At 65.0% G+C, this 22,861-nt stretch carries 23 protein-coding genes and 2 pseudogenes; 17 read left to right on the top strand and 8 right to left on the bottom strand.

Going from position 1 to position 22,861, the window contains the following annotated elements:
- Positions 1-101: 101 nt before the first annotated feature.
- The 10 genes and pseudogenes from ASD76_RS12915 to ASD76_RS18855 form a co-directional block, all read left to right on the top strand.
- Complete coding sequence (locus ASD76_RS12915) at positions 102-1,013, top strand: helix-turn-helix domain-containing protein (protein ID WP_055923566.1); 912 nt, start codon at positions 102-104, stop codon at positions 1,011-1,013.
- 40 nt (positions 1,014-1,053) lie between these two features.
- Positions 1,054-2,154 carry a phenylalanine--tRNA ligase subunit alpha gene (gene pheS, locus ASD76_RS12910; RefSeq protein ID WP_055923564.1) on the top strand — a complete coding sequence of 367 codons (1,101 nt, stop codon included), beginning with the start codon at positions 1,054-1,056 and terminating at the stop codon, positions 2,152-2,154.
- The gene (pheT, locus tag ASD76_RS12905; RefSeq protein ID WP_055923561.1) at positions 2,151-4,544 is read left to right on the top strand and encodes a phenylalanine--tRNA ligase subunit beta; all 2,394 of its coding nucleotides are present in this window, start codon (positions 2,151-2,153) and stop codon (positions 4,542-4,544) included. The genes pheS and pheT overlap by 4 nt, the downstream gene beginning before the upstream one ends.
- Positions 4,541-5,416: an aldose 1-epimerase family protein gene (locus tag ASD76_RS12900; RefSeq protein WP_055923558.1), complete on the top strand. Its 876-nt coding sequence runs from the start codon at positions 4,541-4,543 to the stop codon at positions 5,414-5,416. Before pheT ends, ASD76_RS12900 begins: the two co-directional genes overlap by 4 nt.
- Before the next feature lie 11 nt (positions 5,417-5,427).
- A complete protein-coding gene (locus ASD76_RS12895; protein ID WP_055923555.1) occupies positions 5,428-6,951 on the top strand; it encodes a peptide chain release factor 3 in 1,524 nt (507 codons plus the stop codon).
- A 36-nt stretch (positions 6,952-6,987) separates the two neighbouring features.
- On the top strand, positions 6,988-7,563 hold the full coding sequence (locus ASD76_RS12890; protein ID WP_055923552.1) for a pyridoxamine 5'-phosphate oxidase family protein: 576 nt from the start codon (positions 6,988-6,990) through the stop codon (positions 7,561-7,563).
- Positions 7,564-7,581: 18 nt separating this feature from the next.
- Positions 7,582-8,280: an endonuclease/exonuclease/phosphatase family protein gene (locus ASD76_RS12885; RefSeq protein WP_055924284.1), complete on the top strand. Its 699-nt coding sequence runs from the start codon at positions 7,582-7,584 to the stop codon at positions 8,278-8,280.
- Positions 8,281-8,438: 158 nt separating this feature from the next.
- Positions 8,439-8,777, top strand: coding sequence for a P-II family nitrogen regulator (locus ASD76_RS12880; protein WP_055923549.1), 339 nt, complete (start codon positions 8,439-8,441; stop codon positions 8,775-8,777).
- A 29-nt stretch (positions 8,778-8,806) separates the two neighbouring features.
- Positions 8,807-10,198: an ammonium transporter gene (locus tag ASD76_RS12875; protein ID WP_082553831.1), complete on the top strand. Its 1,392-nt coding sequence runs from the start codon at positions 8,807-8,809 to the stop codon at positions 10,196-10,198.
- A pseudogene (locus ASD76_RS18855) lies at positions 10,162-10,269 on the top strand (hypothetical protein); the annotation flags it as partial. The gene ASD76_RS12875 and the pseudogene ASD76_RS18855, both read left to right, overlap by 37 nt.
- Positions 10,270-10,358: 89 nt before the next feature.
- Here ASD76_RS18855 and ASD76_RS12870 read toward each other — a convergent pair.
- Positions 10,359-10,799 (bottom strand): TIGR01244 family sulfur transferase, encoded by a 441-nt coding sequence (locus ASD76_RS12870; protein ID WP_055923544.1) that lies wholly within the window; start codon positions 10,797-10,799, stop codon positions 10,359-10,361.
- Positions 10,796-11,602, bottom strand: a complete 807-nt coding sequence (locus tag ASD76_RS12865; RefSeq protein ID WP_055923542.1) for a TerC family protein — start codon at positions 11,600-11,602, stop codon at positions 10,796-10,798. The genes ASD76_RS12870 and ASD76_RS12865 overlap by 4 nt, the downstream gene beginning before the upstream one ends.
- A 214-nt stretch (positions 11,603-11,816) precedes the next feature.
- Between ASD76_RS12865 and ASD76_RS18800 the strand changes: the two genes are divergently transcribed.
- The 7 genes from ASD76_RS18800 to ASD76_RS12830 all read left to right on the top strand — a co-directional run bounded on the left by ASD76_RS18800 (position 11,817) and on the right by ASD76_RS12830 (position 18,603).
- Entirely contained in the window at positions 11,817-12,566 is a 750-nt protein-coding gene (locus ASD76_RS18800; protein WP_055923540.1) for a cold-shock protein, read from the top strand.
- Positions 12,567-12,719: 153 nt separating this feature from the next.
- Entirely contained in the window at positions 12,720-13,910 is a 1,191-nt protein-coding gene (locus ASD76_RS12855) for an aspartate aminotransferase family protein (RefSeq protein WP_055923537.1), read from the top strand.
- On the top strand, positions 13,910-14,842 hold the full coding sequence (gene argF, locus ASD76_RS12850; protein ID WP_055923534.1) for an ornithine carbamoyltransferase: 933 nt from the start codon (positions 13,910-13,912) through the stop codon (positions 14,840-14,842). Before ASD76_RS12855 ends, argF begins: the two co-directional genes overlap by 1 nt.
- A gap of 42 nt (positions 14,843-14,884) precedes the next feature.
- Positions 14,885-15,790 (top strand): Hsp33 family molecular chaperone HslO, encoded by a 906-nt coding sequence (locus ASD76_RS12845; protein WP_200943102.1) that lies wholly within the window; start codon positions 14,885-14,887, stop codon positions 15,788-15,790.
- Positions 15,791-15,867: 77 nt separating this feature from the next.
- The gene (locus ASD76_RS12840) at positions 15,868-16,281 is read left to right on the top strand and encodes a hypothetical protein (RefSeq protein WP_235506723.1); all 414 of its coding nucleotides are present in this window, start codon (positions 15,868-15,870) and stop codon (positions 16,279-16,281) included.
- 47 nt (positions 16,282-16,328) lie between these two features.
- Positions 16,329-17,027, top strand: coding sequence for a 7-cyano-7-deazaguanine synthase QueC (gene queC, locus ASD76_RS12835; protein ID WP_055923530.1), 699 nt, complete (start codon positions 16,329-16,331; stop codon positions 17,025-17,027).
- Positions 17,028-17,031: 4 nt separating this feature from the next.
- The gene (locus ASD76_RS12830; protein WP_055923527.1) at positions 17,032-18,603 is read left to right on the top strand and encodes a spinster family MFS transporter; all 1,572 of its coding nucleotides are present in this window, start codon (positions 17,032-17,034) and stop codon (positions 18,601-18,603) included.
- Here the strand turns inward: ASD76_RS12830 and ASD76_RS12825 are convergent.
- From ASD76_RS12825 to ASD76_RS12805, 6 genes and pseudogenes are all read right to left on the bottom strand, one after another.
- The gene (locus ASD76_RS12825; protein ID WP_055923524.1) at positions 18,590-19,120 is read right to left on the bottom strand and encodes a superoxide dismutase family protein; all 531 of its coding nucleotides are present in this window, start codon (positions 19,118-19,120) and stop codon (positions 18,590-18,592) included. The two genes, ASD76_RS12830 and ASD76_RS12825, sit on opposite strands and share 14 nt — an antisense overlap.
- Before the next feature lie 62 nt (positions 19,121-19,182).
- A complete protein-coding gene (locus ASD76_RS18645; protein ID WP_235506754.1) occupies positions 19,183-19,554 on the bottom strand; it encodes a DUF2793 domain-containing protein in 372 nt (123 codons plus the stop codon).
- Between the two features lie 18 nt (positions 19,555-19,572).
- A pseudogene (locus tag ASD76_RS12820) lies at positions 19,573-20,661 on the bottom strand (phage major capsid protein); the annotation flags it as partial.
- Positions 20,662-20,918: 257 nt separating this feature from the next.
- A complete protein-coding gene (locus ASD76_RS12815; RefSeq protein WP_055923522.1) occupies positions 20,919-21,311 on the bottom strand; it encodes an HK97 family phage prohead protease in 393 nt (130 codons plus the stop codon).
- Positions 21,308-21,616, bottom strand: a complete 309-nt coding sequence (locus tag ASD76_RS12810) for a DUF6127 family protein (protein WP_055923519.1) — start codon at positions 21,614-21,616, stop codon at positions 21,308-21,310. The genes ASD76_RS12815 and ASD76_RS12810 overlap by 4 nt, the downstream gene beginning before the upstream one ends.
- Positions 21,613-22,770 carry a phage portal protein gene (locus ASD76_RS12805; protein WP_055923516.1) on the bottom strand — a complete coding sequence of 386 codons (1,158 nt, stop codon included), beginning with the start codon at positions 22,768-22,770 and terminating at the stop codon, positions 21,613-21,615. Before ASD76_RS12805 ends, ASD76_RS12810 begins: the two co-directional genes overlap by 4 nt.
- Between the last annotated feature and the right edge of the window lie 91 nt (positions 22,771-22,861).

Genomic DNA, 22,861 nt, shown 5'->3' with positions numbered 1-22,861 from the left:
CTTGTCAGTAGCGAGCTTATGTTCCCATAAGCATGAACGAATTCTCTCGTTCGTCCGGCTAAAAGGCCGTGCAATTCTTGGGGTCCGGGTCGCAAGGGGCAATGAAGGCCGATTTCCCTATTGCCGTGCAGTTCTATCGCCTGTCCAAGGCGATCGAACCCTATTTCACGGCGCTCTACGCCACGACTGTCGAATGTTCGTCAGGCGATTTGATCGAAGATTGCCTCCACCCCGAATGGGCCGCGCTGCGGTTCACCGAAGGCCCGGCGCCGATCGCTTGTATCGGTGAAGGGGAGTTGCTTCCGCAGTGGCCATTCGTCGCCAATGGCCCGACCAGCAAGGCGATCAACTTTGGCGTGACGCGGTCCCGCGTCTGGGGGCTAGGGCTGCAGCCCGCTGGCTGGGCGAAATTCATTGATGAACCCGCGAACCATCTGAGTGACCGCACGGTCGACGGCATGAGCCACCCCGCGTTTTTCCTGTTCCGGCCAATCCATGACATCGTTCAGGGAGCGGGGGGTGACGCAGAGCTGATCGCGAGCAGCATGAACGACTATCTCATGCGGCTCGCGAGCCGCCCGGTGCCGCAGGAAAAGCAGATTATTGCCTGCCAGGCCGCGCTACGCGATCCAGACATGGCCAACGTGGTGGAACTCGGCGAGCGGCTCGGCATGAACCCTCGTTCGCTCGAGCGGTTTTGCAGCCGCTACTTTGGTTTCCCGCCGAAGGTGCTGCTCCGGCGGCAGCGCTTTCTGCGCAGTCTCGCGCAGTACATGCTGGACCCCACTCACAACTGGAGCAGCGCGCTCGACGGCCAATATTTCGACCAGGCCCAGTTCGTGCGCGACTTCCGCTCGTTCATGGGCATGACCCCAACAGAGTACGCCGAGACGCCGCACCCGATCCTCGAGAAGATCATGGCTCAGCGCATGGCAGACCAGGGCGCGGCACCGGAAACGGATCTTCCGACAGTGCTGCGCTATACTTCTGAGCCGGGCGCGATTGGCGAATAGGGGTTGGGGCCGCGCGCTCCGCCCGCTACAGGCGCGCGCGATGACTGATTATACCGCTCTCGAAAATGACGCCCGGACGCGGATCGACAACGCGGCAGACCTGACCGCGTTGGAGGCCTTGCGCGTCGAATTTCTCGGCAAGCAGGGCAGCGTCTCTGCACTGCTCAAGACGCTAGGGGCCATGAGCCCGGACGAGCGGCAGGAGAAGGGCCCGCAAATCCAGGGCCTGCGCCAGTCGGTCACCGACGCTCTGACCGCGCGCAAGGATGCGATGGAGGCGGCCGAGCTCGAAACCCGGCTGGCCGCTGAGACGCTCGACCTCTCGCTCCCGGCGCCGGAAGGGCCGCGAGGATCGGTTCACCCGGTGAGCCAGGTGATGGACGAACTGGCGGAGATTTTCGCCGATCTCGGCTTCAGTGTCGCGACCGGTCCGGAAATCGAGAACGACTGGTACAACTTCACCGCGCTCAACATGCCCGAAAGCCACCCTGCGCGGGCAATGCACGACACGTTCTATTTCCCCGATGCCGCCGAGAACGGCGGACGGATGCTGCTGCGGACGCACACGTCGCCGGTCCAGGTGCGGACGATGATGGCCGAGGGCGCGCCGGTGCGGATCATCGCTCCGGGCCGGGTCTATCGTTCCGATTCCGACGCCACGCACACGCCGATGTTCCACCAGGTCGAAGGTCTGGTGATCGATCGCGACATTCACCTCGGGCACCTCAAGTGGACGCTCGAGACCTTCCTCAAGGCCTTCTTCGAGCGCGACGACATCGTTCTGCGCCTGCGGCCGAGTTATTTTCCGTTCACCGAACCTTCGGTGGAAGTGGACGTTGGTTTTGCGATCGAGAACGGACGGCGCGTCCTGGGCGGCAGCGGCGACGAGCCGGGCCATCGCTGGATGGAATTGCTCGGTTCGGGCATGGTCAACCGCCGGGTCATCGAGATGTGCGGGCTCGACCCCAACGAATGGCAGGGTTTCGCATTCGGCGTGGGCGTCGATCGCCTCGCCATGCTCAAGTACGGGATGGATGACTTGCGGGCGTTCTTCGACGGCGATGTGCGGTGGCTGTCGCACTACGGCTTCTCATTCCTCGACCAGCCGACGCTTTCGGGCGGCGTAGGAGCGCGGGCATGAAGTTCTCGCTCGCTTGGCTCAAGCAGTACCTCGAAACCGATGCTACCGCCGCCGAGATATCGGCCAGCCTCAATTCGCTCGGCATCGAGGTAGAGGGATTGGAAGATCCAGCTGAGAGGCTGGCGGGTTTCCGCATTGCCAAGGTGCTGACCGCTGCGCCGCATCCGGACGCCGACAAGCTCCAGGTCCTGACGGTCGACACGGGCGACGGCAATCCGCTGCAGGTCGTCTGCGGTGCGCCCAATGCCCATGCTGGAATGAAGGGTGTGCTCGGACTGCCCGGCGCCGTGGTGCCGGCAAACGGCATGCAGCTGCGGAAGAGCGCGATCCGCGGTGTCGAGAGCAACGGGATGATGTGCTCGACGCGCGAGCTCGAGCTGGGCGACGATCACGATGGGATCATCGAACTGCCGGAAGACGCGCCGGTCGGCACCTCCTTCGCCGAGTATCACGGCACCAGCCCGGTGTTCGACGTGGCGATCACGCCGAACCGGCCCGACTGCATGGGGGTCTACGGCGTTGCGCGCGACCTCGCCGCAGCCGGCCTAGGCACTCTCAAGCCGCTGCAGATCGAGGCTGTGCCAGGCACGTTTCCGTGCCCCGTGGAGATCCGCACTGACGATCCGGAAGGCTGCCCGGCGTTTTACGGCCGAGTGGTCCGCGGAGTGAAGAATGGTGTTTCGCCGGAGTGGATGCAGTCGGCCCTGCGCGATGCGGGTCAGCGGCCGATCTCGGCGCTGGTCGACATTACCAACTACCTGATGCTCGGTGTCGGGCGCCCTGCGCATGCCTATGACCTCGCCAAGCTGAACGGTGCTGTCGTCGCCCGCCGCGCCAAGGATGGCGAACAAGTTCTCGCTCTCAACGAGAAGACCTACGAGCTCGATAGCTCGATGACCGTGATTGCCGATGACAGCGGCGTGCACGACATTGCCGGGATCATGGGCGGCGAGCATTCGGGCGTATCGGAGGATACCACCGACGTACTGCTCGAAATCGCCTACTTCGACCCCGAGCGGATCGGCACGAGCGGGCGCACGCTTGGCCTCGCCAGCGATGCCCGCACCCGGTTCGAGCGCGGCGTCGACCCGGCGTTCCTCGATGACGGCCTGGAGCTGCTGACTGCGCTCATCGTCGAGATCTGCGGCGGCGAGGCGTCGGAAGTGGTTCGCGCTGGCTCGCCACCGATGGACGTGGCGGTTGTGGCATACGATCCGGCGCTGGCCGAACGGCTCGGCGGTGTTGCGATCCCTGAAGCGGATCAGCGCGCGATCCTTGAGCGGCTGGGTTTCAAGGTCACCGCGGACTGGACCGTTACTGCGCCGACCTGGCGCCCCGATGTCGATGGCGCACCAGACATCGTCGAGGAAGTCGTTCGAGTTCACGGCCTCGATCACGTCGCGAGTGTGGCCTTGCCTCGCACCGATGGTGTGGCGCGGCCCACGGCGACCCCGCAACAGCAGCTTGAACGGCGTCTGCGCCGCGCGGCGGCTGGGCGTGGTTTGAACGAAGCGGTGACCTGGTCCTTCCTGCCCCAGGCAGAGGCCGAACATTTCGCCGAGGGCAACGGCGACCTCTGGGTGCTCGAGAACCCGATCAGCGAGGACATGAAGGCGATGCGCCCGTCGCTGCTGCCGGGCCTGCTCTCGGCGGCCAAGCGCAACATCGATCGCGGTGCGTCCGGCGTGCGGCTGTTCGAGATCGGCCGCCGCTATCTGCGCGGCGACGCCGGGACGAGCGACGAACGCGCCAGCATTGCGGTTCTGCTCGCCGGTGAAAAGCAATCGCGCGGCTGGGCAGCCGGCAAGGCAGTGGTGTTTGACGCGTTCGATGCAAAGGCCGAGGCGCTTGCCCTGCTGACCGAAGCCGGTGCGCCCATCGAGAAGCTCCAGGTGATGGGCGAGGCGGGGCCGCAGTTCCATCCGGGCCAGTCGGCAACGCTTCGACTGGGGCCCAAGACGGTCCTCGCTCGCTTTGGCACGCTCCATCCAAGCACGCTCGCTGCCTTCGACATCGAAGGTCCGGTTGTTGCCGCGGAGGTGTTCCTCGAAGCCATCCCGGCAAAGAAGAACGGCGGCGCCTTCGCTCGCACGCCCTATGCTCCACCGGCTCTCCAGGCGGTGACGCGTGACTTCGCGTTCCTCGTTCCTGTCGGACTGGCCGCGGGCGACCTGCTGCGCACGATTAAGGGTGCTGACAAGGCGAACATCGTCGATGCCCGACTGTTCGACGACTTCCGTGGGACTGGCGTTCCGGAAGGGCAGAAGTCGCTGGCGATCGAGGTCACACTGCAGCCAGGCGAGAAGAGCTATACCGACGCGGATCTGAAGGCGATTGCCGACAGCGTGGTGGCGGCGGCCGGGAAGCTCGGAGCCAGTTTACGGGGATGAGCGGGTTCGTTGCGATAGCCTCGGAAGAGCTGTCCGCACGGATCAACCCTCATGGTGCCGAGCTCTGGTCGCTGACCGACGGGCAGGGGCGCGAGTACATGACCGACGCTGATCCAGCGTTCTGGTCCGGACACGCACCCTTGCTGTTCCCGATTGTCGGCGCGCTCAACGGCGGGCGTTACAGGCTGGATGGCGTGGAGCATCCCATGCCCAAGCACGGCTTCGCTCGCGTAAGCCCATTTGACCTGGTGGAGCACACCGAAACTCGCGCCCTGTTCAGGCTCTCTGACAACGAGGTGACACGCGCGGCCTTTCCGTTCGCGTTCGTGCTGGAGATGGAGTTCGCGCTTAGCGGGTGGGCGCTGTCCATGACCGCTACCGTTCGTAATCCCGGGTCCGGCCCGCTGCCGTTCAGTTTCGGCTTCCATCCCGCTTTCGCCTGGCCCTTGCCGGGCGGTGGGGAGAAGGAAAGTCACGAGATCGTGTTCGCCGACTACGAACCGCAGGATATCTGCCGGATCGACGCCGACGGGCTCGTGGCGCGGCGGGAAGCGACGCCGGTGGATGGCAGGCGCCTGGCCCTGAGGCCGGAGCTGTTCGAGGACGACGCGCTGATCTGGGATGAGCTTGCCAGTCGGACCCTGACCTATGGCGCCCCGGGTGGAGCGGCGCTCGACATTGCTTTTCCGGATACGCCGATGCTCGGGATCTGGCAGAAGCCCGGGGCGCGCTACATCTGCATCGAGCCATGGGCGGGGATCGCCGATCCTGCCGATTTCGAGGGCGACTTCTGCCAAAAGCCCGGCGTGGTGGAGCTGGAGCCGGGCGCCGATCGAAGCTTGCGCATGGACGTAACCGTGCGTCCCCGGTAGGGGCGCCCCCCATGACTTCCAACCGCCGTACCTTCGCGATCATCTCTCACCCTGACGCGGGTAAGACCACGCTGACCGAGAAGCTGCTGCTGCAGGGCGGCGCCATCCATCTCGCCGGCGAAGTAAAAGCGCGGGGCGCCGCTCGCCGTGCGCGTTCGGACTGGATGAAGATTGAACAGCAGCGCGGGATTTCCGTCACCAGCTCGGTGATGACGTTTGAGCGCGACGGTATCACCTTCAACCTGCTCGACACTCCGGGCCACGAAGACTTCTCGGAAGACACTTACCGCACGCTGACGGCGGTCGATTCCGCAATCATGGTGATCGACGCCGCCAAGGGCATCGAGCCCCAGACGCGCAAGCTGTTCGAAGTGTGCCGCCTGCGCTCGGTCCCGATCATCACCTTCGTCAACAAGGTCGACCGCGAAGGCAAGCCGGTGTTCGACCTGCTCGACGAAGTGGCCGACACCCTGGCGCTCGACGTCAGCCCGCAATCCTGGCCGATCGGGATGGGCGGCGTGTTCGAAGGCGTGATGGACTTCGGCACGGGAACGGTCAGCCGCCCGGAAGGGCCGAGCAAGGAATTCCTCGGCAAGCGTGACTCCAACGTCGAATTGACCGGCCATATGGCCGAGGAACTCGAGCTGGCGCAGCACGGCTATCCGGAATTCAATCTCGAGGCCTATCGCCATGGCGATCTGACTCCGGTCTACTTCGGTTCGGCCTTGAAGAACTTCGGCGTGACCGAGTTGATCGACGCCATCGCCCGCCTTGCCCCGCCGCCGCGGCCGCAGCCTTCCGATGCCGGCCCGATCGAACCGAGCTTCGATGAAGTCACCGGCTTCGTGTTCAAGGTCCAGGCCAACATGGACCCGCAGCACCGTGACCGTATCGCGTTCATGCGCATGGTCTCCGGCACCTTCAAGCGCGGGATGAAGCTGATCCCGTCAGGGCTAGGCAAGCCGATCGCAGTCCATTCGCCGATCCTGTTCTTTGCCCAGGACCGCGAACTGGCCGACACTGCCGAGGCGGGTGACATTATCGGCATTCCCAATCACGGCACGCTTCGCGTGGGCGACACCTTGTCGGAAAAGAACCAGGTCCGCTTCACGGGCCTGCCTAACTTCGCCCCGGAAATCCTGCGCCGCGTCCAGCTCAAGGATCCGACCAAGACCAAGCAACTGCGCAAGGCGCTCGATGATCTCAGTGAAGAGGGCGTGATCCAGGTCTTCTATCCTGAATTCGGCAGCCAGTGGATTGTCGGTGTGGTCGGCCAGCTGCAGCTCGACGTGCTCATCTCGCGCCTGTCGGCCGAATACAAGGTTGAGGCTTCGCTGGAGGCGTCGCCCTTCGCTACCGCGCGCTGGCTCAAGGGCTCGCCCGAAGCGCTCAAGAACTTCGAGAACTTCAACCGCGCCAACCTCGCGCGCGACCGTGATGGCGATCCGGTGTTCCTGGCCAAGTCGCCGTGGGACGTCGGCTACCAGCAGGAAAAGAATCCCGACCTCAACTTTGGCGCGACCAAGGAGCGCTAACTTGCGCTCCCGCGCCGGGTGACTTAGCCCGGCGCCATGGCTGAGTTCTTCGAAGCGCTGAACGAAAAGCACGCGGCGATGATTACCGCGCAGCCGGTGTTCTTCGTCGCCACGGCTGCCGAAGATGCTCGCATCAACCTGAGCCCCAAGGGCTACGACTGCTTCCGCATCCTCTCGCCGACGCGCGTGGCTTATCTCGACCTCGGCGGCTCGGGAAACGAGACCAACGCCCACCTGCTGGCTGATGGGCGCATCACGCTCATGTTCTGCAATTTCCAGCAGCCGGCGCTGATCCTGCGGATTTATGGGCGAGGCGAGCCGGTCGTGCCATGGGATCGCGGTTGGGATGAGTTAGCGGCTCACTTCACCATGCTGCCCGGCACGCGGCAGATCTTCGATATCCAGGTCGAGAGCGTGCAAACCAGCTGCGGTTACGGCGTGCCCATCATGGAGCTTCAGCGCGAACGCCCAACGCTGCTCAAGCATCACGCCCAGGCCGATCCGCGCGAGTGGGCCGGGAAATACCGCACCAGGCGCGAGAGCATCGACGGATTGCCCGCCCGCGCCACCGATCGTTATATTGCCGGCGATCCGGGCACCATTCCCGACTAGCGAGCGTTGAACCGCGCAGTGCAGCTCACCTTCGCCAGCTATAACATCCACAAGGGCGTGGGGGTCGATGGCCGCCGCGATCCCGACAGGATCATTTCGGTCCTGCGTGAACTGCACGCCGATGTGATCGCGCTGCAGGAGGCCGACCGGCGATTTGGCGAACGGGAGAGCATCCTGCCCAAGGCGCTGCTCGACGAAACGCCCTGGCGGGCAGCTCCAGTCAACAAACGAGCCCGTAGCCTTGGCTGGCACGGCAATGCCCTGCTGGTGCGCAGGGACATCGAGGTCGTCGATGCCGAGGCGTTGCACCTTCCGACGCTCGAGCCGCGCGGAGCGGTGCGGGCCGATCTGCTGTTTGAAGGCCAACGCATCCGCGTACTCGGCGCGCATCTCGACTTGTCGGGACTGCTCAGGCGCGATCAGATCAAGGCAATGCTGCATCACTGCGGCCACTGCGAAACCTCGTGCCCGACCGTGCTGATGGGCGACTTCAACCAGTGGGGCCGCACCAAGGGTGTCATGCGCGAGTTCGGCTCTGGCTGGCAGACCCCCATGATCGGCAACAGCTTCCCCAGCCGCCGGCCGATCGCTCCGCTGGATCGGATCGTGCATTCTTCGGAGTGGGCGTGCGACAACACCCACGTCCATCACAGCGCGCTGGCGGCCGTCGCATCCGATCACCTGCCGGTTCGCGCAACGCTCAGGCTCTCTGCCTAAAAAATAGGCAAATGCACATTATTAGGGCGCCGGGAAGTTCCCGGCGTCAGGCAGATCGCGGCGAGCTTGCGCGAAACGCGCCAATCTGACGGTTTGGCACACAGCTTGCATTGCTGACCTACGGCCGGGGATCGTCCGGTAAACAAGAGGGGTCAGTGATGAAATTCATCATCGCCATCATCAAACCATTCAAGCTCGACGAGGTGCGCGAAGCCCTCAGTGCGATCGGCGTGGCTGGTATGACGGTCTCCGAGGTCAAGGGCTTCGGCAGGCAAAAGGGTCAAACCGAAATCTATCGTGGGGCCGAATACTCCACGAACATGCTGCCCAAGGTGAAGCTCGAGATCGCTGCCAGCGACGCATTGGCGGCGCAAGTGGTCGAGACCATCCAGCAAACTGCCAGCACGGACAGCATCGGCGACGGGAAGATCTTCGTGCTCGACCTCGCGTCGACCACGCGCATCCGCACCGGCGAAACCGGCGACAACGCGCTGTGAGCCGCACCTTGGACATGAGGGGTAACACTATGATCCGAAAACTTCTTTGGGGCGCGGGCGCGATTGCTACGTCGATGGTCGCTGCCACTGCCGCCTGGGCCGCGGAAACGGCTGAGGCCGTAACCGACGCGGCTGTCACTGCCGTCACCGCCGTTCCGGCCGAAGTCGCCGCGCCTGTGGCCGAAGCGGCTGCGGCCGTTCCCAACCCCGGCAACAACGCCTGGATGATGACCTCCACGATCCTCGTGCTGTTGATGATCCTCCCGGGCCTGGCGCTGTTCTACGGCGGCCTGACCCGTTCGAAGAACATGCTTTCGACCATGACCCAGATCGGCGCCACTGCCGCTCTCGCCATGCTCGTCTGGGTGATGTGGGGCTACGGTCTCGCGTTCGGCCCTGAAGGCAACCAGTTCATCAGCTGGGGCAAGTTCTTCCTCGCCGGCGTCACGCCTGACTCGACTGCCGCGACCTTCACCGACGAAGTCATCTCGGAATACATCTTCATCTGCTTCCAGATGACCTTCGCGGCAATCACCGCGGCGCTCGTCCTGGGCTCGGTTGTCGAGCGCATGAAGTTCTCGGCGGTAATGGTGTTCGTCGCCATCTGGCTGACGATCGTCTACTTCCCGATCGCGCACATGGTCTGGGAAGCCCGTGGCGTGTTCTTCGTGATGGGCGCTCTCGACTTCGCCGGCGGCACCGTGGTGCACATCAACGCCGGTGTCTCGGCGCTGGTTGCCGCGCTGATCCTCGGCAAGCGTCGTGGCTACCCGACCGAACCGATGCCGCCGCACAGCCTGACGCTGACCATGGTCGGCACCGGCCTGCTGTGGGTGGGCTGGTTCGGCTTCAACGCCGGTTCGGCGCTCGAAGCCAATGGCTCGGCCGCGCTCGCCATGATCAACACGTTCGTTGCTACCGCTTCGGCTGGCCTCTTCTGGATGCTGACCGAGCGCGTCATGGGCCACAAGGGTTCGGCGCTGGGCTTCTGCTCGGGTATCGTCGCCGGTCTGGTCGCGGTCACCCCGGCAGCCGGTAACTCGGGCCCGTTCGGTGCGATCGTGCTCGGCGCGGTGGCTTCGGTGGTCTGCTACTTCGCAGTCGCCAAGCTCAAGCCGGCTCTCGGTTATGACGACTCGCTCGACGCCTTCGGCATCCACGGCATCGGCGGCATCATCGGCGCCATCGGCACCGGCATCGTGTTCTCGCCGGCTCTCGGCGGACCGGGTGGCGACGACTTCGTGATCGGTGCGCAGCTGGTCACCCAGGTGAAGACCGTCCTCGCGACGATCGTCATCTCCTCGGTTGGCACGGCCATCGCGATCTACATTGCCAAGGCAGTCACCGGCCTGCGGGTGTCGGAACAGACCGAAATCGAAGGTCTCGACATCGGCGAGCACGGAGAGCGCGCCTACAACTAACGAGCTTGGCGGGCCGGGTACTCCTTCCCCGGTCCGCCTACCGACGTTCCTCCTGCGAACGTAGCCTATGAGGGCCGGAGCCAAGCTCCGGCCCCCTTTTTTTGTGCAGCATCGCCACAGGGCGAGGCCGTGGCCTTACCAGTAGAACGTGGAGCCGGGCTCAGCCCTGACGGCGAGCGATGAGCGTGTCGATGAGTGGTCGAATGGGACCAACGTCGTAGCCCGCCCCGGCCGCGGCAGCCGTGATATCCTCCGGAGCCATACCGCGCGCAGCTTGCGCGAGCGACCACAGTAAGGTCGAGCGGGTACCGGAGCGGCAGTAGGCGAGCACCGGTCCGCGGGCGCCATCGATGGCCGTGACCATGGCATCGACCTGGCTTTCGCTGAAGCCGCCGGGGGTCACGGGAATGGCGCAATAGTCCATCCCGGCCGCATGAGTGGCCTCCGCAATCTCTCGCCCAGAGGTCTGGTCATCGACTTCGCCTTCGGGGCGATTGTTGATGATCAGGGTGAACCCGAGCATGCGGGCCTCGGCGACATCGGAAAGGCCGATCTGCGGGCTGGCCCAGAACGAATCGGTGACTTTCCTGAAATCGCTCATGCCGCGTTTCCTTCGCTGGCCTTGGCCTTCCGGAGGCGCCGGTTGCGCTTGACCATGTTAAGGCACTCGACCCCGACGGAGAAGCCCATCGCTGCGTAGATGTAGCCCTTGGGCACGTGGACGCCGAAGGCATCGGCGATCAGCACCAGGCCAATCATGACCAGGAAGGCCAGGGCCAACATGACGAGCGTCGGGTTCTTGTCGATGAAGCGCGCGAGCGGATCGGCAGCGAATAGCATGATGGTGACGGTGATCATCACGGCGGCGATCATGATCGGAACCTCGTCCGTCATGCCGACGGCGGTAAGGATCGAATCGACCGAGAAGACCATGTCGAGCAGGATGATCTGCACGATCGCGCTGCCGAAGGTGAGCGCCACTGGGCCCTTGGTCTTGTCGAGCAATTCGCCCGAATCCTCTTCGGGCACCATGTTGTGATGGATTTCCTTGGTCGCCTTCCACAACAGGAACAGGCCGCCTGCCAAGAGAATCAGGTCACGACCAGACATTGCCGTTTCGAATGTCGGCTCGCCGTGAGGCCCCGTGCTCCCTGAAATACCCAAGTCGAACAGCGGCGCCTTCAAGGTAACCAGCCAGCCAATTACCAAAAGCAGGCCAATTCTCATCCCTAATGCAAGTAGAAGGCCGATCCGCCTTGCTTTTTGCTGTTGGTGTGGTGGAAGTTTATTTGAAAGGATCGCGATAAAGATCAGGTTGTCGATGCCGAGAATTACCTCGAGCACGACAAGGGTGAACAGTGCGAGCCATGCGGCCGGATCGGACAATAGTGCCAGGGAAATCATCGAAGGCCTTGATACTCATGCTCTGCGGCCTGGCAAGGCCTCCTGAATCGATACTTTGTCAGGCATCTTAAAATGTTCGCACAATGGCTTTCAGTAAGCTATAGGGTGTCCTCTCCAGAGGCGAGCCAAGGCCCCGCCGGATGATGTATGGTCCGGCACGGTGTTGGTCGTTCTCCGGGGGGGACATGGAAGCGAGTGAAGGTTAATACAGTTCATGGGTTATGATAAAGGCCGTCGCGGCCGGGGGCGCGACAAGCGGGACGGTTTCGGCGAAGAGGGTTTCGATCCATTCTCGGATGGTGGAGCTCCCCGTTTCGGTGGTGACGACTGGCGTTCCGGTGGTGACCGATTCGGTGGTGGCGGCGATCGCTTTGGCGGAAATCGCGAAGGTGGATTTGGCGGCGGCGGACCGCGTGGCGGCTTCGGCGGCGACCGTGGCGGCGGCGGTGGTGCACCGCGCGGCGGCGGCATGCCGGCGCAGGTGGTTGGCACCGGCCAGGGCAAGGTCAAATTCTTCAACAGCCAAAAGGGCTTCGGCTTCATCCAGCGTGATGAAGGCGGTGAGGACGTGTTCGTCCACATCAGCCAGGTCGAACGCGCTGGTCTCGAAGGCCTGGCCGAAGGTCAGGAACTGCAGTTCAACCTCGTCGATCGTGGTGGCAAGGTCTCTGCGGCCGACCTCCAGGTTGTCGGCGATGTGATCAAGACCGAGCCGAAGACCACCAGCCCTCAGCGCGAGCTGACCGGCGAAAAGGCCACCGGCACGGTGAAGTTCTTCAATTCGATGAAGGGCTTCGGATTCATCACGCGCGACGACGGCAAGGAAGATGCCTTCGTCCACATCAGCGCGGTGGAGCGTTCCGGTCTGCCTGGCATCAACGAAGGCGATCGCTTTCAGTTCGACCTCGAGGTCGACCGACGAGGTAAGTTCTCGGCGGTCAACCTTGCGCCCGTTCAAGAGTGACACGCTGGGGGAGCTTGCTCCCCCGCATCGTCCGGTTGTTTGACCGGACCCTGCCAAGACCATAAACGGACAAAACCGGCGGCTGCCCCGATACTCTCGGGGAGCCGCCATTCGTCGTTTGCGCCATTGCGCGTCGGTAGGAATTCAGTTGCCATGTCGATCACGCCGCTCATGCCCGTTTACCCCCGGTGCGACGTACGGCCCGTACGCGGTGAGCACTGCCACCTCATCTCGGAAGACGGCACTCGTTATCTCGACTTTGCTGCCGGCATCGCGGTCAACCTGCTGGGCCATTCCCACCAGGGCTTGATCGGAGCGATCCAGCATCAAGCTGCCACGCTGATGCACGTGTCGAACCTCTACGGCAGTCCTCAAGGCGAACGCCTGGCGCAGCGCCTGGTCGACCTGACTTTCGCCGATACCGTGTTCTTCACCAATTCGGGCGCCGAAGCGGTCGAGGCCGCGATCAAGACGGCGCGCGCCTACCACCAGTACCAAGGTAGCGAAGAGCGGTTCGAGCTCATCACCTTCAACAACGCCTTCCATGGCCGGACGATGGCGACCATCAGCGCCTCGAGCCAGGAGAAGATGCACAAGGGCTTCGCCCCGCTCCTGCCCGGCTTCCGCTACGTCGAGTTCGACGACCTGGAAGGCGCCAAGGCTGCCATCGGTCCGCACACCGCGGGCTTCCTGGTCGAGCCGATCCAGGGCGAAGGCGGCATTCGCGTTGCCTCGCAGGAATTCATGAGCGGCCTGCGCGAGCTGGCCGACCAGCACGACCTGATGTTGGTTCTCGACGAAGTGCAGACCGGCGTCGCGCGTACCGGGACGTTCTACGCTTACGAGCAGTACGGCATAACTCCGGACATCCTGGCCACGGCAAAGGGCATCGGCGGCGGCTTCCCGCTCGGCGCTTGCCTCGCGACCGAGAAGGCGGCCCGGGGGATGACCTTCGGCACCCACGGTTCGACTTACGGCGGCAATCCGCTCGCCATAGCTGCAGGCAACGCGGTGCTCGACGCCGTCGCCAACGACGAGTTCCTTGCCGAGGTCATCGCCAAGGGCGAACGGATCAGGACCCGGCTCGAGCAGTTCATCGGCAACTATCCGGAACTGTTCGAAGGCGTGCGGGGCAAGGGCCTGATGCTTGGCATCAAGCTCAAGGTCGAACCGCGCGCGCTGATGCAGCATCTGCGGGATCGCCATCAGTTGCTCACCGCCGCTGCGGGAGACGGTACGCTGCGGTTGTTGCCGCCGCTGGTCATCGGCGACGCCGAGATCGACGAGTTCTTCGACAAGCTGTCGGCCGGTGCGGCGGACTTCCCGGCGCAGGACGCCAGCTGATGCCCGTGCGGCACTTCCTCGACCTGTCCGATGCCGGGGGTCACGCGATTGCCGCGATGATCAACGATGCGCAGGACCGCAAGGCTGCCCGTAAGGACTGGCCGAAGGCGAGGGTGGATAGCGACCGTCCGCTGGAAGGCCGTGTCCTGGCGATGGTGTTCGAAAAGAGCTCGACCCGTACGCGCGTCAGCTTTGACATCGCCATCCGGCAACTCGGCGGAACGCCGCTGATTCTCGATGCGGGGACTACCCAGCTGGGCCGCGGGGAATCGATCGCGGATACCGCCCGCGTTCTCAGCCGCATGGCCGATGCGATCATGGTTCGGACCAACGACCACGCCAAGATCGAGGAAATGGCGCGCTACGCTTCGGTGCCGGTGATCAACGGCCTGACAGATCAGTCGCACCCGTGCCAGATCGTGGCCGACCTGCTGACCGTGGTCGAGCAGGGCAAGGCTCTGCCCGGCCTCGAAGTCGCCTGGCTCGGCGACGGCAACAACGTGCTGCATTCGATCATCGAGGCGGCTGGACTGATGAAGTTCAACGTCCGCGTCGGAACGCCGCAAGGCTACGATCCCGACGGTAGCTACATCGACCAGGCCCGAGCTGGCGGCGCGAAAGTGACGCTGGGGCGCGATCCGGTCGAGGCGGTTTCGGGGGCCGATATCGTGGTGACCGACACCTGGATCTCGATGGGCCAGGAGCATGCGGAAGCCAAGCTTGCCGCCATGGCTCCCTATCAGGTCAACGAAGCCTTGATGGCCCGCGCCAAGCCTGATGCCCGCTTCCTGCACTGCCTGCCCGCGCACGTCGGAGAGGAAGTGAGCGACGGCGTGTTCGAAGGGCCGCAATCGGTCGTCTTCGATGAAGCGGAGAACCGCATTCACGCCCAGAAGTCGATCCTGCTCTGGTGCTTTGGCCTGCTGGGATAGGTCGGGGTTAACTTCCCGGCTCGCGATCCCAATATTCGCGCGATGACGAATCTGACCGACAACATGCAAACTCCCGGACTCGACCGACTGCTGGCGTTCACGCTCAAGGACCGCAACGCGCACGGCCGCATGGTGCGGATCGGACCGGTGCTCGACAAGATCCTGTCGGCGCACGACTACGAACCCGCGATCAGGACCCTGCTTGCCGAGGCCCTGACGCTGACCGCGCTGATGGGCGGGCTGCTCAAGAGCGAAGGCAGTCAGCTGACGATGCAGGCGCAGACCGAGGACGGCATCGTCGAACTGCTCGTGTGCGATTATCGCGACGGCGAGCTGCGCGGCTATGTGAAGCATGACCGCGAGCAAGCGGTGGACATTGGTGCCAATCCATCTTTGCCACGTCTGTTCGGGAAGGGATCGCTGGCGATCACCTTCGAAGTGGCCTCGAGCGGGCTGCGCTACCAAGGGATCGTTCCTCTGGAGGGCCGCTCGCTTAGCGAGGCGGTCGAGGCCTACTTCGCCCAGAGCGAGCAGGTCCCAACGCTGATTCGCGCGGCCGTGCGGACCGGGCCCAACGGGTCGACCGCGGGCGGTCTGCTGCTGCAGCACCTGGCGCAAGGCGAGGAAGGCCGCGAACGGTTGCACGTCGTACCCTCGCACCACGAGTGGGAGCACGTCTCGATCCTGGGCCGGTCGATCCAGGACGACGAATTGCTCGATACCTCGCTGTCACCGGAAGGGCTGGTGTGGCGGCTGTTCCATGAAGAGCCCGAAGTCCGTGTTCAGCCCACTACACCGCTGACACGCGGCTGCCGCTGTTCGGTAGTGCATTTCGAGGAGGTACTTTCGCGTTTCCCGAAAGAGGACCGTCGGGATATGCGTGACGAGAACGGTATTATCCTGGTCGACTGTGCCTTCTGCTCCAGAGAATTCCCGATACAGGATTAGATCGGTTCAACGTATGCAAAGGGCATCTGGCCGCTGCTGCTGACCTGTGTTAGGGGCGCCCCGGACGGAGTTTTTCGATGCAGAACAATTACCTGATGGGACTGTCGCGCACAGGAATGGCCGCTTGCATGGCGGCGGCGATCGCGGCTTTGCCGTTGATGGCGGCGGCGGCCGATCTCGACATGCTCGGCTCTTTGACCAAGGGTGTCTGGAACATGCGGATCCGCGACGACGGCACGGAGCAGCGTATTTGCGTGCGCACCGGCCGCGAGTTCATCCAGCTCCGTCACCGGCAGCCGGGGTGCAGCCAGGTTGTGGTGCGGGACAATCCCAACGAGGTGGTCATCCAATATACGTGCCGCGGTAACGGCTACGGTCGGACGTCGATCCGGCGCGAAGGCAATGGCCTGGTGCAGATTGAAAGTCAGGGTATCGCCGACGGCACGCCTTTCTCGATCAGTGGAGAAGCCCGCCACACCGGGAAGTGCTGAACGCCAGGGGGTGTTGCTAAGGCACTCCCCCGTGCTAGCCGGTGAGCATGTCAGGTTCCAAACAGGAAGCCGTGGTCCTGCTTTCGGGCGGTCTCGATTCGATGGTTTCGGCGGCCATAGCGATAGAGCAGGGGTTCAGCCTCAACGCTCTCACGATCGACTATAACCAGCGCCACCACTGCGAAATCGATTCCGCCAAAGCCATCGCGAGCAAGCTAGGCGCCAAGCGTCACGTCATTCTACCGCTCGATCTCCGTCAGTTCGGCGGCTCGGCGCTGACCAGCGATATCGAGGTGCCCAAGGAGGGGCTGGGGGCGGACATACCGGTCACCTACGTACCGGCGCGCAACCTCGTGTTCCTGTCCCTGACGCTTGCCTGGGCCGAAGCAATCGGGGCGCATGACATCTTCATCGGCGTCAACGCGCTCGACTATTCGGGCTATCCTGACTGCCGTCCGGAATTCATCGCCAGCTTTACCGAGACCGCTCGGTTGGCGACCAAGGAAGGGGCCGAGGGTAGGCCGTTCCAGATCCACGCTCCCCTGCAACATTGGGGCAAGGCCAGGATCGCGCAGGAAACCGCGCGCCTCGGCCTCGATCCGGGAATGAGCTGGTCGTGTTACGACCCCACGGAGGACGGCAAGGCCTGCGGTTTGTGTGACAGCTGCCGCTTGCGCCGCGCCGGGTTTGCCGAGGCCGGGGTCATTGATCCAACGCCCTACGCGGCCACGCCGCCAGGGGATTGAGCTAATGGACGGGGAGGGTCCTATTCACAAACACGACAGGCCGGTGCCGGCCTACAGCTGGTATGCGCTTGGCGTGTTGTTCGTGGTCTACATGGTCAACTTCATCGACCGGCAGATCCTCTCGATCCTGGCCAATGACATCAAGGCCGATCTCAACCTGACCGACGCGCAGTTGGGCTTTCTCTACGGCACGGCGTTCGCGATCTTCTATGCGCTGTTCGGAATCCCTTTGGGCCGGCTGGCCGACGGGTGGAACCGCACGCGGCTGCTCGCGCTAGGCCTGACCTTGTGGTCGTTCATGACTGCGCTCTCGGGCCTCGCCCGCAACGGCGCAATGCTGGCGGCGGCGCGTGTAGGCGTAGGCGTGGGCGAAGCGACGGCGAGCCCCAGCGCCTACTCGCTGATCGCCGACTGGTTTCCGCAACGCCTTCGCGCGACGGCGATCGGGATCTATTCGGCAGGCCTGTTCGTGGGGAGCGGCCTGTCGTTGTTGATCGGGGGCACGATCGTCGAGGCCTGGAACCGCACATGGCCCGATGGCGGCCCCTGCGGGCTGGTGGGTTGGCAGGCGGCGTTCCTGGCTGTCGGATTGCCCGGCCTGCTGCTCGCCTTTTGGGTCTACTCGCTGCGCGAACCGGTGCGCGGGGCAAGCGAGGGAATGCCAAGCCGTGGCGATCCGCGCGCCTGGCCCAACTTCGTCGGCGAAGTGATGGAGATCGTGCCGCCGTTCACTTTCTACGGCGCTGCCCGGCGCGGACCTCGGGCGCGCACGGTCAACCTTGTAGCGGCGGCAGTCCTCGCGCTCGCGGCCACATTGCTTTCGGCCACTCTCGGCAATCCGGAGCAGATGTGGTTCGTCGCGATCGGCAGCTACGCCGTGTTCAGCTGGGCCTGTTCGCTGCGGGTCAAGGACGAGCCTACGTTCCAGCTCACCTGGCGGACGCCGGCTTTCGTGGGCGTGGTGCTCGCCTACGCGGTGGTTTCCTACACCGGCTACACCGTGTCCTACTGGGCCGCCCCCTATGCGGAGCGAACCTTCGGCCTGAGCAAGATCGAGCTCGGCTGGATGATCGGGGCGCCCGCGGCACTCGGCGGGTTCCTCGGCGTGATCGGCGGCGGTTGGCTGGCCGACCGTTGCCACCGCTTGCACGAGTCGGGACGCCTGTGGGTCGTGTTCGGCGGACTGCTCGGGCCGATTCCGCTGGTGTTGATCGGCTATCGGACGGCGGACGCGAACACTTTCTTCGCCTGCAGCTTCCTGCTCCAGTTCGCCACGTCCTCCGCCATGGGGGCTTCGGCGGCGGCGACCCAGGCGCTGGTACTGCCGCACATGCGCGGCACGGCTACGGCGATCTTCTTCCTCGGCGCGACCCTGATCGGGCTGGCCTTTGGTCCCTTCACCGCGGGCCTGGTCTCGGAAATGACCGGCAACCTCGGGAGCGGCGTGATCGCCAACCTTGCGGTGGTGCCTTTCGGCGTTGCCGCGTTGGTGGTGGCGATCCGCACTTATCCCGCGGCCGAAGCTTCACGCATCGACCGCGCCGCGGCGAGCGGCGGCGAGCTTAGCTTCGCGTAAGCACGCCGCAGGCGATGCGCCCGCCCGAGTTGCCCGAAGGATCGGTCTTGTAATCGTCGGCACTGGCGTGGACGACGATCGCGGTGCCATCGGCATCGAACAACTGGGCGAGCACCTGGTCGCGCGTGCCATTGAGCGTCACGCTGGCCGAACCGGTGCCGTCGCTGCCGATCGTGATGTTGGGCAGGTCGCCGAGGTGCGAGCCGGCGGGGTTCTCTGTCCCGTGCTGGCGATGGTCTGGATTGAGGTGCCCGCCGGCCGAGGTGAACTCGGGCGCGTCGCAAGAGCCGGTCGTGTGCAGGTGCATGCCGTGCACGCCGGGCGAAATGCCGATCAGAGCCACCGTGACATTGACCTGCGATCCGCTTGCCAGGACTTGCGCGGCGCCCGCGGGCTGGCCGTTGGCGAGGCGCAAGGTCGCCTGGGCCAGGCGGTCCGAAGGCTGCTCGTCGGGGACCGACTGGCACGCTGCCAGGACAGTTAGGAGCGGGAGGGCGGAGACGAGGGCGAACTTCATGGACAGCGACCTTCCTGTGAACACACGGGAGCATAACGGCAAAATGCGCCAAAGGCTCCAACTCAGCTTTCGGCGAGAATGCCGCCGGCGACAAGGGCGGTCACGAGTTGCGCGATGGCGGCTCTCGCCTCGCCGTCGATCGTCGCGCCGCCAATCGGCGTTGCCGGTTTGACTGGGCGCATCCATCCGCCGCGAAAGCGGATCTCCTGACCCGTGGCGCGGTCGAGCACCCGCAGGCCATCGCGCGGCTCGACGAACATCCAGGCGCCCGCCTGAAAACAGGCGAGGCTGCCGGAGTGCCCGGCCCATGTGCTGGAGGGCGACGCGCCGACCAGCCAGCATTCGCCTTCTCGTGGCTTGGCCGGGGGGCTGTCGGCCTGTCCTTCGATGGCCGGGTGGAGCAGGGCATCTGTTAGGGCGTGGGCCTCGTTCACGAAGAACTCCTTCTGGGCCTGCCCGGCCACGCGCTTGGTGGCGTAGAAGTGCACGAACGGCTTGTTGGTGAAGGGATCGCGCAGGATGTTCGTCGCGCTGCGTTCGGTGATCAGGTAGCCGGCCTTGAAGTTGCCGAACGCGATCGGGAACTCGCGCGCGGCGACGTCGGGCATGTCCTCGGCCTCGATCACCGGATAGCCGAGCAGCCGGTCCGGCTGGCCTTCGACCAGGCCCGGCTGCCACAGGAAGTTCCCTTCGGCGGTCTTGAGCTTGCGCACCAGGCTGAGCGTGGCCGAGTTCATCACCCAGCTCGCCCCCTGGCGATGCCCGGCCTTGAGCGAGTGGACGAGGTCGATCAGGCGGCTTTCGGGGTTGGTGCCAAAGCCGCCGTCGTCGCCCGAGCCGAGATACTGCAACGTGCCGAAAGCCCGGTTCGCATCACCCAGCGGCGAGAAAGACGCGGCAAGGAACCCGAGCGGCTGGTTGTCGCCGGTCCCGTTGACGAACGCCGCCCCTTCCGCCCGGCCGAACTCCATGGCGATCTCGCTCGCCAGCCAGGCTTCGAGGTCGAAGGCGGCGTCGTCGAGCATGGTCTGGCTCGCGGCCGGGTTGGCGTAGAGTTCGCCGGTGGGCGGGGCGATCTCGGCGAACTCGGGCGTGCCGGTTTCCGTACGACCCGCGGTCTCTGCCACCCAGCCGCTGGCCGTGCCGCCTCGCGAAACGAGCTTGCGATAGCCCGAGGTGCCGACTTGCACGACTTGGGCGATCTGCCGGATCGGGCTGATTTCGACCAGCTGGCTGGCGATCATCGCGTCGATCTCGCGCGGGACGGCATAGCCGCCGTCTTGCGGGGTGGCGCCACTGATCGACTTGATCTCGGTCACCCGGCCCTTGCGCAAGTAGCCGTCGACGAAGCTCTTCACTTCGGGGTCGGCTGGGGCGCCGTCGAGCACTGGGCGCGAGGCGGCGCGGCTGACGCGGTCGAGGCGGGCCTTCACCTCGTCCACGTCGCTGCGCAGGACTTCGACCGCTTGTTCGGTGGCGTCCTGACGGGCGACGAGGTCGAAGCTGGCGGCGAGGACTTCGGTTTCGGGTTCGATACTCATGGGGCAGTTGACCTTTCGTTGGGCAAGAAAAAAGCCGCCCTGGGGCGGCTTGGGGGTCCTCCCCCATCGGGGGAGGGGGACCATGCGAAGCATGGTGGAGGGGCAGGTGCAGGTTCCAGTGAGGAGCCGGGTGAGTCTCGATCTACTCCCTCTCCCCGTTCGTCCTGAGCTTGTCGAAGGACGGGAGCGCGGCGCTAGCGTGGTTCGACAGGCTCACCACGAACGGAAGAGGGGCAAAGGGCAAGTGTTGCCAATTCTCAGGCCACCAGATGCACGCGCGCGCCGAACTGCAGCGGGTGCGTGACCAGGCTAACCTCAAGCAGCTCGATGTCCTCCAGCAAACGCCCCTCGGGCAGTCGCCGGAATCCTCGCGCCCGGTAGCCGAAACTCAGGCCGCTCACCGCGCCCTGGCTGAGCAACACGGCGGCGCGGCTCTCGGGGCGGTCGATGCGGGCAATCACTCGCAAGCCGTGCTCATCCTCGGCTACCGTTTCGACCGAGCCAATGCGCTGGCCAGGCCGATGCTGCCATAGCAGCGGCAACGGCTCGGCCCTCTCCGCCAAGGTTCGCGCAAAGGCGCCCTTGCGGATCGTATCCCGCGCCCCATCCGGCACGCCGAACAGCGCCGCATAACCGGCAAGGCGGCTCATCGCAGCATCTCCGGCACGCCGATGCGCACCGCGATCCCGATCAACAGCAGCGCCAGCGCGCCGCGCACGATCCAGGCGATCGCCGCCTTCCACGCACTCGCCTTGGCCGCGCGCCAGGCGCCGAGCAGTTCGCGCAGTTCGTCGATGTCGTCCTGCGCGCGGTCGTCGTCGAGGCCGAGGCGGTCGAGCACCCGCGCGGCGCCGAGTTCGCTCGCTTCCTCCACGATCGCGCGCAGGGTGACGAGGTCGCTGCCCTCGCTATTGGCCTGCGCCATCAGGCGGGCGAGCATGTCTTTGCGTCTCATCGGGCCTCTCCCGCTTTGTCTATGCCGAGCAGGCTGCGCTTCTCGGCGGAGGTCAGGAAATCGGCGGCAGTGAGCTGCGCCCAGAGCCGTTCGCGGTCTTCGGAAAGGGCCGGGACGCGGTCGAGGTCGATCGCCAATTCCAGCTTGGGGAACCACGGCCGCAAGCCTTCCTCCAGGCCGGAGAGGATCTTCCCCGCCAGCGGCAACAAGGTCAGCCGCCACAGCGCGCGGTTGGCCTCGCGATAGTTGGCGTAAGTGTTGTCGCCGGGCAGGCCGAGCAGCATCGGCGGCACCCCGAACGCGAGCGCGATGTCGCGCGCGGCCGCGGCCTTGAGCTCGGCGAAGTCCATGTCCGCCGGGGTCAGCGACAGCGGCTGCCAGCGCAGCCCGCCTTCGAGCAGCATCGGCCGCCCTGCGTTGTTGGCGCCGGCATAAGCGGCGAGCAGCTCGGCCTGGAGGCGGTCGAATTGCTGGCCGGTCAGCGTGGCGCCTTCGCCCGCCTCCATCACCAGCGCCCCGCTCGGCCGGGCGGCGTTTTCGAGGAGGGCGCGGTTCCAGCCGCTGGCGGCGTTGTGGATCGCCACCGCTTGGCTCGCGGCGGCGAGACACCCGGCGCCATAGTGATCGTCCGAGGGGTGGAGGGCCTTGAGGTGGATGACCTGGGGCCAGCCGTCGTCGTCCTCGACCGGCAGGGTCAGCGTGGTCTCGCCGGCCTTGTAGCGATAGGCGGCGGGCCAGCCGTCGGCGCCAGGGACCACAGAGACGCGGTCGGGGCGCAGGGCGAACAGCTCGACCGGCTGGCCTGAGCCGTCGCGCGTGACCTGGACGTAGCCGTTGCCGTGGAGCAGCAAGTGCGCGGCGAGCGTTTCGAGCAGGGATTGTCCCGCGCTGGTTGCGGAGACCAATCGCCGCGCCGCCTCGTCTGCGGGGAGGAGAGGCGCGCTACCGACGCCCTCGGCCACGATGCGCACGGCTCTCTGCGCCACCGGGTTCTCGAGGAACGCCTGGCGCACGCCGCTGGTGTATTCGAACGGACGGCTGCCGCTGCCGGGCTCGATCGGCCAGGACCACGGCGAGGTGAAAGAGCGCGCCAACGGCACGCGCGCTCCGCCGCCCGCCTTGAAGGCGGTGCGGAGCGTGTCGATGAAGGACATGGGTTGGCCTTTCTGTTGGGAATTTGATTCGTCACGCAAAGGCGCAAAGGCGCGAAGAGGTGGCTCACCACCTCAAACCTTCGTCATTCCC

It is taken from the genome of Altererythrobacter sp. Root672 (assembly GCF_001427865.1).
Lineage (GTDB): Bacteria > Pseudomonadota > Alphaproteobacteria > Sphingomonadales > Sphingomonadaceae > Croceibacterium_A.
Note: the sequence above shows the minus strand (reverse complement) of the source record. Positions and strands in the feature narration are given on the sequence as shown.

Excerpts from the sequence above, each read along its gene's own strand:
- ASD76_RS12870 (WP_055923544.1), bottom strand. The coding sequence starts at position 10,799 with ATGAGCGATTTCAGGAAAGTCACCGATTCGTTCTGGGCCAGCCCGCAG.
- ASD76_RS12840 (WP_235506723.1), top strand. The coding sequence starts at position 15,868 with ATGCAGAACAATTACCTGATGGGACTGTCGCGCACAGGAATGGCCGCT.
- ASD76_RS12845 (WP_200943102.1), top strand. The coding sequence starts at position 14,885 with ATGACGAATCTGACCGACAACATGCAAACTCCCGGACTCGACCGACTG.
- ASD76_RS12890 (WP_055923552.1), top strand. The coding sequence starts at position 6,988 with ATGGCTGAGTTCTTCGAAGCGCTGAACGAAAAGCACGCGGCGATGATT.
- ASD76_RS12875 (WP_082553831.1), top strand. The coding sequence starts at position 8,807 with ATGATCCGAAAACTTCTTTGGGGCGCGGGCGCGATTGCTACGTCGATG.
- pheT (WP_055923561.1), top strand. The coding sequence starts at position 2,151 with ATGAAGTTCTCGCTCGCTTGGCTCAAGCAGTACCTCGAAACCGATGCT.
- ASD76_RS12880 (WP_055923549.1), top strand. The coding sequence starts at position 8,439 with ATGAAATTCATCATCGCCATCATCAAACCATTCAAGCTCGACGAGGTG.
- ASD76_RS12855 (WP_055923537.1), top strand. The coding sequence starts at position 12,720 with ATGTCGATCACGCCGCTCATGCCCGTTTACCCCCGGTGCGACGTACGG.
- ASD76_RS12915 (WP_055923566.1), top strand. The coding sequence starts at position 102 with ATGAAGGCCGATTTCCCTATTGCCGTGCAGTTCTATCGCCTGTCCAAG.
- ASD76_RS12900 (WP_055923558.1), top strand. The coding sequence starts at position 4,541 with ATGAGCGGGTTCGTTGCGATAGCCTCGGAAGAGCTGTCCGCACGGATC.
- ASD76_RS12810 (WP_055923519.1), bottom strand. The coding sequence starts at position 21,616 with ATGAGACGCAAAGACATGCTCGCCCGCCTGATGGCGCAGGCCAATAGC.
- pheS (WP_055923564.1), top strand. The coding sequence starts at position 1,054 with ATGACTGATTATACCGCTCTCGAAAATGACGCCCGGACGCGGATCGAC.
- ASD76_RS12815 (WP_055923522.1), bottom strand. The coding sequence starts at position 21,311 with ATGAGCCGCCTTGCCGGTTATGCGGCGCTGTTCGGCGTGCCGGATGGG.
- ASD76_RS12865 (WP_055923542.1), bottom strand. The coding sequence starts at position 11,602 with ATGATTTCCCTGGCACTATTGTCCGATCCGGCCGCATGGCTCGCACTG.
- queC (WP_055923530.1), top strand. The coding sequence starts at position 16,329 with ATGTCAGGTTCCAAACAGGAAGCCGTGGTCCTGCTTTCGGGCGGTCTC.
- ASD76_RS12830 (WP_055923527.1), top strand. The coding sequence starts at position 17,032 with ATGGACGGGGAGGGTCCTATTCACAAACACGACAGGCCGGTGCCGGCC.
- ASD76_RS18800 (WP_055923540.1), top strand. The coding sequence starts at position 11,817 with ATGGGTTATGATAAAGGCCGTCGCGGCCGGGGGCGCGACAAGCGGGAC.
- ASD76_RS12805 (WP_055923516.1), bottom strand. The coding sequence starts at position 22,770 with ATGTCCTTCATCGACACGCTCCGCACCGCCTTCAAGGCGGGCGGCGGA.
- argF (WP_055923534.1), top strand. The coding sequence starts at position 13,910 with ATGCCCGTGCGGCACTTCCTCGACCTGTCCGATGCCGGGGGTCACGCG.
- ASD76_RS12825 (WP_055923524.1), bottom strand. The coding sequence starts at position 19,120 with ATGAAGTTCGCCCTCGTCTCCGCCCTCCCGCTCCTAACTGTCCTGGCA.
- ASD76_RS12895 (WP_055923555.1), top strand. The coding sequence starts at position 5,428 with ATGACTTCCAACCGCCGTACCTTCGCGATCATCTCTCACCCTGACGCG.